14 protein-coding genes and 2 pseudogenes are annotated in these 12,978 nt (G+C 58.1%); 10 read left to right on the top strand and 6 right to left on the bottom strand.

Annotation, left to right across the window (positions count from 1 at the left end; translation table 11 throughout):
- Positions 1–213 precede the first annotated feature (213 nt).
- The 7 genes from DCC25_RS11360 to DCC25_RS08845 all read left to right on the top strand — a co-directional run bounded on the left by DCC25_RS11360 (position 214) and on the right by DCC25_RS08845 (position 6,188).
- Positions 214–387, top strand: coding sequence for a hypothetical protein (locus DCC25_RS11360; RefSeq protein WP_158524770.1), 174 nt, complete (start codon positions 214–216; stop codon positions 385–387).
- Between the two features lie 315 nt (positions 388–702).
- The gene (locus DCC25_RS08870; RefSeq protein ID WP_110101399.1) at positions 703–1,458 is read left to right on the top strand and encodes an aminoglycoside phosphotransferase family protein; all 756 of its coding nucleotides are present in this window, start codon (positions 703–705) and stop codon (positions 1,456–1,458) included.
- A 906-nt stretch (positions 1,459–2,364) separates the two neighbouring features.
- Entirely contained in the window at positions 2,365–3,201 is an 837-nt protein-coding gene (locus DCC25_RS08865) for a hypothetical protein (RefSeq protein WP_110123191.1), read from the top strand.
- Positions 3,183–3,821 carry a flavoprotein gene (locus DCC25_RS08860; protein ID WP_110101397.1) on the top strand — a complete coding sequence of 213 codons (639 nt, stop codon included), beginning with the start codon at positions 3,183–3,185 and terminating at the stop codon, positions 3,819–3,821. Before DCC25_RS08865 ends, DCC25_RS08860 begins: the two co-directional genes overlap by 19 nt.
- Positions 3,821–4,636, top strand: coding sequence for a trans-aconitate 2-methyltransferase (locus DCC25_RS08855; RefSeq protein ID WP_110101396.1), 816 nt, complete (start codon positions 3,821–3,823; stop codon positions 4,634–4,636). Before DCC25_RS08860 ends, DCC25_RS08855 begins: the two co-directional genes overlap by 1 nt.
- Positions 4,637–4,648: 12 nt before the next feature.
- Positions 4,649–5,437: a class I SAM-dependent methyltransferase gene (locus DCC25_RS08850; protein ID WP_110101395.1), complete on the top strand. Its 789-nt coding sequence runs from the start codon at positions 4,649–4,651 to the stop codon at positions 5,435–5,437.
- Positions 5,400–6,188, top strand: coding sequence for a MerR family transcriptional regulator (locus tag DCC25_RS08845; protein WP_110101394.1), 789 nt, complete (start codon positions 5,400–5,402; stop codon positions 6,186–6,188). The genes DCC25_RS08850 and DCC25_RS08845 overlap by 38 nt, the downstream gene beginning before the upstream one ends.
- Before the next feature lie 131 nt (positions 6,189–6,319).
- Here the strand turns inward: DCC25_RS08845 and DCC25_RS11690 are convergent, their stop codons facing one another.
- The 5 genes and pseudogenes from DCC25_RS11690 to mobF all read right to left on the bottom strand — a co-directional run.
- Complete coding sequence (locus DCC25_RS11690) at positions 6,320–6,526, bottom strand: hypothetical protein (RefSeq protein ID WP_233488015.1); 207 nt, start codon at positions 6,524–6,526, stop codon at positions 6,320–6,322.
- Positions 6,527–6,538: 12 nt separating this feature from the next.
- Complete coding sequence (locus DCC25_RS11685; protein ID WP_233488013.1) at positions 6,539–6,982, bottom strand: hypothetical protein; 444 nt, start codon at positions 6,980–6,982, stop codon at positions 6,539–6,541.
- A gap of 9 nt (positions 6,983–6,991) precedes the next feature.
- A complete protein-coding gene (locus DCC25_RS11680) occupies positions 6,992–7,189 on the bottom strand; it encodes a hypothetical protein (RefSeq protein ID WP_233488011.1) in 198 nt (65 codons plus the stop codon).
- Positions 7,190–7,222: 33 nt separating this feature from the next.
- Positions 7,223–8,194 (bottom strand): AAA family ATPase, encoded by a 972-nt coding sequence (locus tag DCC25_RS11675; protein ID WP_233488009.1) that lies wholly within the window; start codon positions 8,192–8,194, stop codon positions 7,223–7,225.
- 165 nt (positions 8,195–8,359) lie between these two features.
- Positions 8,360–9,568, bottom strand: a pseudogene (mobF, locus tag DCC25_RS11670) (MobF family relaxase); the annotation flags it as partial.
- 154 nt (positions 9,569–9,722) lie between these two features.
- Here mobF and DCC25_RS08835 point away from each other — a divergent pair.
- Positions 9,723–10,007, top strand: coding sequence for a transposase (locus tag DCC25_RS08835; protein WP_110101393.1), 285 nt, complete (start codon positions 9,723–9,725; stop codon positions 10,005–10,007).
- Positions 9,977–10,858 carry an IS3 family transposase gene (locus DCC25_RS08830; protein WP_158524768.1) on the top strand — a complete coding sequence of 294 codons (882 nt, stop codon included), beginning with the start codon at positions 9,977–9,979 and terminating at the stop codon, positions 10,856–10,858. The genes DCC25_RS08835 and DCC25_RS08830 overlap by 31 nt, the downstream gene beginning before the upstream one ends.
- Positions 10,859–10,876: 18 nt before the next feature.
- Here DCC25_RS08830 and DCC25_RS08825 read toward each other — a convergent pair.
- Positions 10,877–11,449: pseudogene (locus tag DCC25_RS08825) on the bottom strand (IS3 family transposase); the annotation flags it as partial.
- A 106-nt stretch (positions 11,450–11,555) separates the two neighbouring features.
- On the opposite strand from DCC25_RS08825, the gene DCC25_RS08820 reads away from it, so the two are divergent.
- Entirely contained in the window at positions 11,556–12,800 is a 1,245-nt protein-coding gene (locus tag DCC25_RS08820) for an IS256 family transposase (RefSeq protein ID WP_110101391.1), read from the top strand.
- Positions 12,801–12,978 lie beyond the last annotated feature (178 nt).

Genomic DNA, 12,978 nt, shown 5'->3' with positions numbered 1-12,978 from the left:
CTTGGTGACTTCAATCCGAGCACTCATCGAGACAATGTCCTTATCCATGCGTTCACACTATGGCTTCGCGCTCACGATACGTGAGGCACGACCTGAGCTACGCGCTCAATATGAATAAGGTACGTCGTGCTCTTGACTCAGGGGCCGCAAGCGGATAGCTTTGCATACACGCCCTACCGCAACGGGCGGAGGGCACGACTCAAGGACGAGAACATGTCCATGCAGACCGAGAACACCATGATGGCGGAAGCAGTCTTCGGCGACTTTCAGGACACCATCGACCTGATGGAGCAGGCTGAGCGCGAGGAAGCGTTCGCCACGGACCCTGAGATGGTTGCAACCACCCCCGTCTGCGCAACGATCGGTACCGCTCTGATCATGTGCTAAAAGGCGGGAAACCCTGATTGGGCCCTACCGAAGCAGTCGCCTATTGCGATCGGGTAGGGCCCAATCTGTGTCCGGGGTCCTGGCCCAGCACTAGTAGTTCTGCAAGCATTATTGATCGTTGTGAAATCGATCGACGGAAAAGGTGGACGCGATGGAGCGTATGGGGTCTCGGGTCACAGTATCCGATGAAAAGGAGTTCAAGAGGTACGTAAAAACAGCGCGAGGCTTCGACAAGGAACAGCGACTTCTTAACCGGGAGTTCCAAGCTATGCAAGCGGCTGCAGAGATTCGGGATGAAGCAGGAAACCCGGTCGCATTGCCAAGCACACGTATCCTCGACAACCAGATTACCATGGAGACCCCTCACGGATATTCCTCCCCGATCAAGGATTTTTTGATCGGGATCTTCCCACGGACTGGCGAGGTCAAGTTTCCCTCATCGGGAAGAAGCTAGCCATCCTACACCGAGCGTCAATAGATTTCGGCGCGGAGCCAGAATCACCCATTCTGTATCCTATTCCGGCTCACCTCTTCATGCACATCACTGACGGCGCGCTATGGACGCTAAAGCAACTTCCAAAACAGGTGCACGAAACGTTAAAGAGAACGATCACACAACTCCAGGAGATGGAGTCAGTGTTCATTCATGGCGATCTCTCGATAGACAACGTACTTACCACTGAGCACGATGCGGTGTTTATCGATTGGGAGCTGGCGGGCGCGGGACCGAATCTGCATGATATCAGCTCACTAATGGCATCGTTCCTTGCATCGCGTGTGCGGGCACAAACCGCGAGAGGTACTGTACGTACCAGCGTGCCAGCTGGCCTTATGGGGGAATTTAAAGAGTTCACTGCCCACCTCCTAGGCGCATACGGGTTTGCCTCCGACACCGACGAGGCGGTGCTTCTCGTGCGTGTCGTAGCCTTGAAACTTCTTGCGCGGTCACAAGTGGTGGCCGCTGCATCGGTTCCACAGACTGCGTTGGCGACGGTTTTGTTACGCATGACAATAAACATGACCGCCAATGCCACTGCTATAAGCAAAGGGTTGATGCGGGATGCTAAGTAAGGGCACTAGGTCTGCACTGCTTGAAACTGAGTATACGGCCGCGGCGCGTTGGGCCGAAGAATGTCTTAACTCTCTATTTGTCGATGGCAAGGAACTTAGGAGGTGCCTCAACGGTGAGTCTGTTTCAGCCACTTCGAGTGTCGCAGCGAGGACGGTGAGTCGCTGGCTTTACGAGGACGTCCACTTAAAGAGGACAGGAAGCTCAGTGGCGCAAGGCGCCGAAGTGGCTAGCCCCGTGGTGGCATCAACAGCACTGAGGAATGCACGCCGAACTAGTCTAGGCTGGAGTCTGCGACCATCCGCCGAGGGCGCTACCGTCGCGACATCTGCTTTGAGTGGTGTCGAGCTTCTCATCGCTGCCGAGCAGCGTAGCGAGTGGATTGTCGGGCCTGATGCATTAAGCGTACCAAGAGTGCGTAAAGGATTCTTGAGTGGCTGGGATAGTATAACGGGCCTCGATGGCAATCCATTGTCTCCAGATCTGCGAATGTACATTCCGTGGGTCAATAGTAGCCACAGCGCAGAGAATCTAATAGATAAGCTGGACCAAGCGGTCAGCCGGTGGATGATAAAGTTCGCCAATTTCGCGACACAACGTCCAGATAAAACTGTACTTTATTGCTCAACTGGCGATGCTTGTAAAATATTTGAAGCACTCCAGCAAGCAGCACCATCAACCCAGTCCATCGAACTTAACGGTCCTGGATTCGCACTTATTGGCCCGTACGGAATCCCATACGGTCTGAATCGAGCTGGGGTGACATCAAGTTTTGGAGTGACCGTGGCTAGGCAAGCCGGTGAGTACTTAGTCGAGTCCTATCCCACTTGGCGCCACCCGGAACTTTGTGCAATCCTCCAAGAATCCGCGACAGCAATCGGAATCGATAATTGGAATGAGGCCCTCTTTTGAGCACAGAGAAGATCGGCACAAGACGAATTAGCCAACAAGGCGAATCAGCATGGACCTGGGAGCTGTCCGCGGAGCAGTTCAGGTATGGTGAATCAGTACCGCAGTTAGGGCTTGACTCGATTCGCCCAAAGACTCCTACGGGGACTGTGATCTATGAAGACGTGCCCGCAGACCATGCGCTCATTGATGACCTTCTCAACGAGAGTGAGTATGACGAAGCACATTGGGCTTGTTATGAGAACGCCTTACGTTGTCTCGCCACAATCTCCGCTTCTGGGGAGGCTGCATGGAGCTCTGACCAAATAGGGCGAACGCGGCAGTACGTTGACACGAGCAAAGACGAGCAGGAGAAGCTCACTCGACTTTCACAGCAAGTCCTGGAAACGATTGATACTGTCAGTGAACCGTCAAACGTCGGAAAATCTGGTGAGAAATATCCGATAAAGCCGGGGGTGCCGATCGGACTCGGCCGAGTCATTCTTGATCCAACAGGTCGAGGAATGGTGCTTGCACCGCTCGGCGATGCAGCCCCAAAAGCTGCAACCGCTGGAAGACTGATTGAAGAACTTATTTGGGTTTCTTCACTCATTCAAGCCAAGAGCGAATTCAAAGCAAAGATGGCGATCAAGCTGGCGGTTTCCGTCGCACATTCCTCGCCGAAATACCCTAACCTTCTGCTTTATTCCACCCTGCTGGCCTTCTCGGCCCATGTCCAAAGACGTCTATCAGCACCAATGGCTCCAGCTGAGACCGTTGATATCTTCTGGCCAGCAATTGTGAAGGTAGCTAAGAACCCAGCTGAAGTAGGATTACCATGGAAAGGGGTAAGATGACATCCTTTGATCCACAAAATCATGCTAAACCCCCTGCTGCACTCAATTTGCAACGTGGGCAGTTGCTTATTGTCGGAACGGGCGCAATCTCAGTTACCTTCTTGCCCAGTTGGGTTAATGTCCGACGAACATGGTATCCACAGATGTCAATCCGGGTTGTGCTCACGCACTCTGCTACTGCGTTGGTCTCCACGCGCGCTATCGCCGCAATTTCCGGTCATTCGGTAGCTGTTCAGGACGGAGGCGCCTCGTCGCCAGCGGTCATGCATCGCGCCTTGTCCGCTTGGGCCGATCTCGTTCTAGTATTTCCTGCTACTTCCAACTTCTTAAGCAAGCTGGCGCACTCGATGACAGACAGCATGGCACTGATGACATGTGCCGTGTCGCCGTCACCAGTTGTCTTGGTGCCCTCTGTACCCGAAAAGATCTGGAAGGCACCCTCGATGGTTCGGAACATCTCGCTCCTCAAGGAGTCTGGGTATTGGGTACATGAACCATCAGCAGCGGTTACCGCCGCTACTCGTACCGGCGAGTTTGGTGGCCCGGCCGATATTTCCAGTGTGGTGCGATTAATGAGCAAGACCTTGGAAACTGACCCAAATACTCAGAAGGAATCCTAATGAACAAGCCACTGCACTCACCTTTTCGGGAGATCGTTGCGTATGTCCCGGGAGTCGTAAGATCTAGCCTCTATAAGGGCTACTTCGCCCGCTTTTATGCAGAGTACACTTCTCTCATTGATTCTGATATTCAGTGGTATCGTAAAGCGATCGGCAGGAAGCAGAAGTTACGTGTTCTCGATCTTTTTAGCGGTACAGGTCGTATTGCGGAGGGTCTTGCTGAAGACGGGCATGAGTGCACCGCAGTTGAGGTATCTCCCGATATGACAGCAGGAAAGAACACGAGTGGCGCGCGGGTCAGAAGAATTCTCGGTGACGTTTTCGATTTTCCTGGTTCGGCCGAGTACGATTCTGTTGTAACCGGTCAGATGTCCGTGGCTATGTTTCTGAACGACTCGGAACGGTTTCACTTGTTTCACCACATATGGAGTCATCTGAAGCAAGGCGGTCGTTTAGTTTTTGATATGCCATTGCCTCCTGAGGCTGATTCGGAAGACGTTATAGGGCTACCGCTTTTGAGTGGTGAACGGGGATACGTCTTGTCTGGGGTATTTCGCGATGTGGAAAATGCTGTTCAAACCACTTACTTTCTGGCCGAGGTCGATGCCGCGGATGCACCAACCTCACGAATTCTAGCAAGTCACCAACTGGCGCTACTGAACGAAGCCACTATTCGAGTCGAGCTGGAGAGTGCTGGATTTTATGTCGAGCAATTCGAGATATCCAATCCAGCCCCTCTGCAACCGGGCCTTTCTGCGCCCGTTGCACAGATCAGTGCTGTTAAGCGTTCGGTCGATAGTTTCCCGGCTAGTTGAAAGGCCAACACAATGATTGATCACGTAATTTCTAATGGTCAGCTCACGGCCAGCTTCTATGACGAAGTTACCGCACCTGATAGCTTTCCCGACGAGGCGGCCGAATGGTTGCTTAGCACCATTGGACCAGAGCGAACAAGTATTCTCGACCTTGGGGTAGGCACGGGTCGGGTTCTCTCTAGAATTGCCCGTTCCTTGCAGCGGGACAAGGTATTGACTCGGTATCGACTTCATGGAGTGGATATTTCTCCGGAGATGATCGCTCAAGCTCGGTCCAAACCGGAACTTGCTGGTGTTACGTTCACAATCGACGATGTCAGGTCGGTATGCTTGAGCGAACAGTACTCTGCAGTTATATGCCTTGGGAACACCCTGGGCATGTCCCTGGAGGACAACGCACTCACGGAAATCTTCAAGACGGCAGCCAGGCACCTCGACTCAGCCGGACTTTTCATTGTCGATTTTCAGAACCCTGTGGCGTTGGATTCACTATTTACTGAGGCGTCAGTTGTGTCGAGCTTTGAACAGAATGATTCGAACGAAGCCTCGGGCATTGTCCAGTTCTTCAGTCGTCCCACCGAGAGATTGTTCAGGATTAACCAGCACTGGATAGTTAAAGATGAGGTTACCTCCTTTGTCGAAGAAATATCCCTTTACCCTGCTGAGCAAGTTCGGGAGGTTGCAGAATCGTGCGGATTCAATCTAGTAGACGCTTATGGCGACTATTTGGGATCGCCGTTGATTGAGACTGCCTCATTTATGAATGTCCTGGTGTTTCGATACGAACCTTCAACCATTTAATGAGTGTTGGAATATGTCCCTGAGCACGAGCGAGATTGCGAAATTATCTGGAGTCACGCGTCGAACAATTCGTCATTATCATGACATAGGCCTGTTGCAGGAGCCGAGGCGGAGACCTAACGGGTACAGGGAGTACTCAACTTCGGATTTGGTGGCGCTTTTGCGTATTCGTCGGCTTTCTGCTCTTGGATTTTCCCTATCAAATGTTGCTGATATGATGCGGGGCGAACAGGGTTCGGAAGAACGGCTCATCGATAGCCTTGATTTTGAGCTGGAGTCCCAGATTTCACAGTTGCAAGCGATTCGGGAGGAAATTCGCCTTGCGCGCACGCGCGGCGTCCCTGCGGATGTTAGCCCAGATGCTTTTATGGCAGCTCAAGGTGTGGATGGGCCAAATCGACTTAGACTTGGCGTACTTCTCGGCGCGCTTTTCCCATCGGAACAACTAGAGATTTTCGCGCATTTTGTTGCCTCTCCGCCTAGTGACTATTCTGAGATAAACCAGGAGTTCGCTTTAATTGATGCCAGCACAAGTGAGGAACGTTTGCGGGAGTTCATTAATCGACTTACAGACTCTCTCGCCGAAGCTAGGGCAACGGCAACTTGCCATACCGAGAGTAACGGAAAAGATGCTTTTACGGTGGATTCGTTGTCTTCAAGGCTTCTGGTCGATGTCTTTTTCGAGGGCCTGAACGCTACGCAACGAGGAGTTCTAGAGAAGGTGCTGTCAAGGCTGTCCAGTGAGCAATGAGCCGCTTGGCAGGAAAGCGTGTATGCCTGGGTGGGCGTACTAGCTCTCAGCTCCCCGGGGCTCTCTTCCCTCGGTCATTCGGTAGCGCCTTTCTTGGTCTTCAGTATCCGCGAACAGACACAAATTCCACCCTAGAGGCTCGAGCGCAGTGCCCGTTGTGCTGGCTTCCGGTCTGGTTGAGGGGACGAGCTCGACTGGGGCTGAGAACACAGTCGCGAGTGCGCGATCTGGGCGATCCGCCGTTCGGCTGCCTGTTGCGGGGAGGCCACGGTGTCCGGATCACCGAGGGGCGCGGACTCGTGGATGTCATAGCGCCGGCGGTACAACGCGATGCGCACTGCGAGGCCACGCTACCGCTGGCGCTCACGGGACCTCGGTCCAGGTTTCCCGAGCTTGGCCACCCAGGCGGCCCCGCACTCTATCGCCTCATCCAGCGAAGCCGCGGCTGCGGTAGTGATCAGATCTTCCCGCTCCTGCAGGGCGACTCGCATGTCATCATCCAGGGGGCCGGTCGGGCGCGGGATCAGCCCCGCCACCCGCCCGGGTGTGCTCGTCTTGCGACGTGGCAGTTGCGTGGTGACCGCGTCGATCATAGAGGCCAACCACGCCGCGGGGTCCTTCTCTTCGGTCCACGACTGCAAGCGCGGAGCGAGACGAGCAAGGATCCGGGTCGGTGCGTGCCCGGCGGCCTCGTGGCGGATCACCGCAGCCTCGAGCTGTTCGTAGTGCGGGCTCGTGAACACCTCGTCCGCGATCCCTTCCGGGAACGGGGCGACATCGAGGTAGCTGGCCACGCGCTCGACCTATGCCTCTCGGGCCAGCACGCGGTGCAGCTGCCCGATTCGGGTCAGCGGCTCCGGGGGCTCCAGGTGGGTCTCGACATCGTGCGGGTCCGGTTGGATCACATGGGCGCTGTTGTTCTGCTTGCCGGGGGTCATCGCGACGTAGAACAGCTCCCGGGACGCGGTCTCCGGATCGACCAGGGCGTGCACGGTATCCACGCTGGCCCCCTGGGCCCGGTGGACGGTGGTGGCCTAGCCGAGCTCGACGTCCTCGGCAACGTACTCCGCCGGCAGGATCAGCTCAGCCCCGGCAGGGTGGTCTCCGGGTCCGAGGCGGCGCACGGCCAGCGCCCCGTTCTCGAGCCGTCGGGTGACGGCCCGGCGGTCGCCGTTCTTCACCCAGGACCGGCCGAGACTCAGTTGTCGGTCGTTGCGCCTGGTCACCACCAGGTCCCCTACCCCGGCAGTGGTGCCGTCATGCAGTCCGGTCCCGTCGCGCTCGACGTGCCCGGCGATGATGAGGTCTTTGCGGGCGCGGGTGTTCAGCTCGGCGACCATCTCGGCGTTGCCCGCGATCATCAGCGTCGCCAGCCCTTCGTCGCGGTCATGTTGCCAGGCGTTGTAGGCGGCATCGAGCATCCGCTCGATGCTCCCATCAGTGAGCCGGCCGTGGTTCTCGTAGTCTTCAAGCACGGCGGTCTTGCCGCGGCGCAGGCCGAGGCTGGCCGTTTTCTCCCACTCGTGGACGAACCGGCGCGCATCGGTCAGCGTCGGCGGGGCAGCACGGTGGCGCACCAGCATCCCGAACGCCCCGCCGGTTTCCACGGAACTGAGCTGGGCCGGATCGCCGACGAGCACCAGCTTCGCCCCGGCCTGCCTCGCGTGCTCGGCGATCCGATCCAACGTGAGCGTCCCGGCGAGGCTGGCCTCATCGAGCAGGATCAGCTGTCCGGGCTGGAAGTCCCAGCGGCCTCTCTCGTGTTCGTAGAGGAATTTGGCGGTGTTCTCGGCGCGGACGCCCAGCGATTCGCCGAGAACTTCGGCCGCCGCCGCCGAGGGTGCCAAACCGATCACGGAGTCCTGCCCGTGGCGGGCGGTCCAGGCACGGTGCAGGCCGCGCAGCGCGGTGGTCTTCCCCGCACCGGCCGGGCCGACCAGCAGGTCCAGGCCCCGCCCAGAACGAGCGATGCGGGTGACGGCGGCCTGATCCTCGGCCAGCCTCACGCCCTGGATCTTCCGGGAGACGTGCCGGGCCACCATCCGAGATGGCAGTCGCGGCGCGGATGTGTCCTCGGAGTGCTCCAGGAGGCGGTGTTCGGCGTCGAGAATTTCCTGGCTGGAATAGGCGACCTGATCGCCAGTCTGGAAACGGTTCCCGCTCTGATCGACCTAGTGCCCCGGCACCGCACGGTCATACTCGGGCGTCAGGCGCAGCGACTGCGCTTCAGCAACAGCCACGATCTGATCCAGCACTGCGATGCGTTCGGCCGGGGTGGTGAAGCGGGTGGACATGAGCTGGCGCATGGCTTCGGCGTGCAAGTTCCACCGCGTCCAGGTCGAGCGCCGATCCGCGACCGTCATCACCACGACCGATGCCAGGTCCTCGACCTGTTGCGCGCCGAGGTCTTCGGCACGCAACCGAGGTGCTTCCGGTGCGCGGGCGAACACGTCTTGTGCCCAGGTGGTTGCATCGGTGCCCAGCAGCTGGGTTGCACGCTCCCGCCAGTCCGCGGTGAGCTCAGCCAACGAATGCAACTCCTTCTCGGGCCGGGCCTCCAAGGTGGCTTGCTGGCGCAACCGAGCGATCGTGTCCGGGCTGGGTGCGTGCCCGTGGGCGTCCCGGTAGTCACGGATGAGCCGGTTCTTCGCCTGCTCGATACCCTCCACACCGACGCTGCCGGTGGTGCGGCGGGAGAACTCCGCGATCAACTCAGGCGGGATGCTGGTGATCTCCCAGCCGGTGTTCCGGTCCTTACCTCGGTCGACGGGTGCCCAGGTCAGGCCGAGCAGGTCGGCGGTGTGGTCGATGAGGTAGGCATTGTAGCTGGCCGACAGCGCGACGGTGGCCTTGTGCAGCCGCCGCGAATCCAGGCTCCGCCACTTCCCGTCCTCGCCTTGGACCTTGTTCGAGACGACCAGGTGCGTGTGCAGCTGCGGGTCGGCGGCTCTCGAGTCGTAGTGGTCGAAGGCGGTGGCGATGATCCCGGTGATCGGCATCCTCGCGATCCCGCCCTTGCCGACCCGGGTCGAGGCCACCCGCCCTTCGAGCAAGGCGACGGTATCGCGCATCGCGGCGTGATGGGCTTGTGCCAGCAGTTCTTGCGTCGGCGCGTCCGCAACACCCCAGAGGCTGCCCAGGGACTTCGGTGGCGAGAAGGTCAGGTCGAAACCTGCAATCGCTGCACGAGGCTTGCGTGCAATCTCTTCGTCGCGGATGTCCTGGATCGCGACCTCACGTTGCGCAGCCGGCATGTCCGGGCTGAGCTTGGCAACCCGGTCAGCAATCCGCTCATGCGGTGGGCGCAGGGTCGGGTAGGCGTGGCCGAGTTTCGCGCCGGTCACCGGGTGCACGCCGTGCTGAACTAGCCCCCGAAAGTTGGACTGGTTTAATTCTAGGCGGTTAAAGGCTCAAGGGTCTGGTTTCGATATTGCATCGGGGTCAGGCCCTTGATGGAGTGCCCTAGGTTTTTAGGTCCAGGTGACTTGAGTGTTGTCCATTGATGCCCCGCCTGTGGGTGGGGAGAATGGATGAATGGTGAAGAAGCTCAGCAAGCATACTCCCGAGCAGATTGTTCGTAAGCTCGATGAGGCGCGGGAGTTGAAGGAATCGGGATCAACGACAGCTCAGATCCTGACCGCGTTGGGGATTAGCGAAGCCACGTTGAACAGGTGGCAGGCTACCTATGGGTCGATGACGAAGAGCGAGGCGAAAGAGCTCCAGCGATTGCGCGAGGAAAACACGCGCTTGAAGCGTCTCCTTGGTCAGGCAGAGCTGGAGAAGGCTGCGTGGAAAGAATTATCGCAGGGAAACTTCTAAGCCCAGCTCGCCGCCATGATGCCGTCTGGCATCTGGTCGGGCTGGGCTACTCCCAAAGATATGCCTGCCAGATTGTTGGGCTCTCCCGTAGCGCTTACCGGCGCGCTAGGACCCGTGAAAGCAAACCTGATAAGTACGCAGACCTGCGCGAGTGGATGCACGAGTTCGCGCGTGATCACCGCCGGTGGGGACACCGGCGTGCCTGGAGGAACGCCTTGGCTGAGGGGTATGGGATATGCCGGGAAACTTTCCGCAGGATTTGGCGTGAAGAGGGTCTGCGCGTGTTGCCTCGCAAGAAGCGTAAACGCCTCAATGGACACGTCCAGCGCGATGTTCGGTCCGGCCAGTACCCGAACGAGGTGTGGGCACTGGACTTCCAGTTCGATTCAACATGGCACGGCAAGACCATCAAGATCTGCAACATTATTGATGAATACACCCGCGAACACCTCGCCTTCGCGGTCGATAAAAAGATTGATGCGGGCTCGGTGATCGAACTCCTTGACGTGGCTTGTCTGGAGCACAGAGGACGCCCTAGGGCGATCCGGATGGATAACGGGCCTGAGTTCATCGCCCACGCCCTCGAGGCTTGGGCGGCCGAGGATGAGACGATCCAAGCGTTCATCCCGCCAGGCCAGCCCTGGCATAACGGGTTCGTTGAGTCGTTCCATAACCGGATGCGAGACGAACTCTTGGAAGATAACAGTATCGAAAATCTCGACCATGCCCGCCTACTCGTGGCCCAATGGTCACGGCGCTACAATGACTTCCATCCGCACTCATCACTGGGCTACCTCAGCCCGCGACAGTATGCGGAACAATGGAGACAAGAAAACACGGTCAACGCTTAAACCAAGTGGACCTAATTCTTAGGCCACCCCCTTGAGTCGTTGTTGGATGCGTTCGGTGTTGTACCACTGGATGTACTCGTCGATTGCCTGGTTGAACTCTGTGACGGTGTCGAAGACTTCTCCGTGGTACATCTCGGTTTTCAAGTGCCCGAAGAAATGCTCCATGACCGCGTTGTCGTAACAGTTGGCTTTACGCGACATCGACTGAGCACCACCGTTGTCATGAATCAGGTTGCGCCAGGACGAATGCTGGTACTGGAAACCTTGATCGGTGTGCATCATCCACCCAGGTTCAGGCGCACACGTTATAATCATCTGAGTTAAAGAATCGGCGGTAAACGCTGTCGACGGCGATGTAGCCACGGTGTGGGCAACGATTGAACGGTCGAACAGATCCATCACCGGTGACAGGTAGACCTTGCGGCCTGCGACCCTGAACTCGGTGACGTCGCTGACAAAGACGGTGTTTGGCTTAGTTGGGGTGAACTTGCGGTCAAGTGTGTTTTCAGCAATGTGGCTGAACGTCCCGCTGTAGGAAACATATGGCCTACGCTGGCGGACCTTGGCTCGAAGCTCAGTAGCGTCCTTTAATGTGGTGTACGGCTCCCTGGTGAGCGCGTCATTCATTACAGAGTGACGGCCACCGTGTGATCCTTCGAGTGAACCTACCAAAGCACTCTCGAAAGGACGTTTCACGATGACCGTCACCCCTTCTAGTATCGACCTTCGCGGCCTGTTGGAGGAACAGCTTTTGCAGGCAAGTCCTGACCTGATCCGGGATTTGTTGCAGATGTTCATCAACACCCTGCTCTCAGCCGAGGCTGACGCGGTCTGCGGCGCTGAATATGGGCAGAGCTCTGATGCCCGGCAGAACCGGCGCAACGGCTATCGGCACCGGGGCTTCGACACTCGGGCCGGCACTTTGGATGTGGCGGTACCCAAGCTGCGGCAGGGGACCTACTTCCCCGAGTGGCTGCTGGAACGACACAAACGTGCTGAGCGGGCACTGACCTCGGTGGTGGCCACCTGCTACTTGCTGGGGGTCTCTACCCGCCGGATGGATAAGCTTGTCGGGTCCCTGGGGATCGAGAGCCTGTCGAAGTCCCAGGTCTGGCAGATGGCCTCTGAACTCGATGAGCAGGTCGAGGCCTTCCGCACCCGACCCTTAGACTCTGGGCCCTACACCTTCGTTGCCGCTGACGTGCTGGTGCTCAAAGTCCGTGAGTCCGGCCGTGTGGTCCCGGTGCACGCGATGGTGGCTACCGGCATCAACCGCGATGGCCACCGCGAGATCCTCGGCATCCAGGTCAGCACCGCCGAGGACGGGGCCGGCTGGCTGTCCTTCTTCCGCGACCTGACCGCCCGGGGCCTTAGTGGAGTGAAGCTGGTGACCTCTGATGCCCACGCTGGGTTGAAGGCCGCGATCGCTGCGACCTTACCCGGTGCAGCCTGGCAGCGGTGCCGGACACACTATGCGGCCAACCTGATGGCCACTGCCCCCAAGGCCTCCTGGCCCTGGGTGAAGACTCTGCTGCACAGCATCTATGACCAGCCCGATGCCCAGGAAGTACACGCCCAGTTCGACCGTGTCGTCGAGGCCCTGGACCATAAACACCCCAAGGTCGCCGACCACCTGGCCGGGGCCCGCGAAGACATCCTGACCTTCACTAGCTTCCCCAAAGAGGCCTGGCGCAAGATCTGGTCAAATAATCCCAACGAGCGGCTGAACAAGGAGATCCGCCGCCGCACCGATGTGGTCGGGATCTTCCCTAACCGCGAGGCCATCATCCGCCTAGTCGGCGCCGTGCTGGCCGAGCAGCACGATGAATGGGCCGAAGGCCGCCGATACATGAACCTCGAGGTCCTCCAACACGCCCAACAGCTCGGCACCGACACCACCGAGGAGGTGCCACCACAGACCATCGAAGCCCTCGCCGCATAACCCAGAATGACACGCTTGAAGGATCACCCCTCATACACCACACCACCGGACTTGACCGGGGGCGTGCTTGAATAGCACCTGAGAGGTGTGCCTTTCTGCGTGGGAATCATTGGACTAGACACTCACTATTTTCCCAGGTCAGAGGCGCATTTCCTCGTTAAACCACCGGACAGACACC

The sequence above is a fragment of the Auritidibacter sp. NML120636 genome (assembly GCF_003185945.1).
Taxonomy (GTDB): Bacteria; Actinomycetota; Actinomycetes; order Actinomycetales; family Micrococcaceae; genus Auritidibacter; species Auritidibacter ignavus.
Note: the sequence above shows the minus strand (reverse complement) of the source record. Positions and strands in the feature narration are given on the sequence as shown.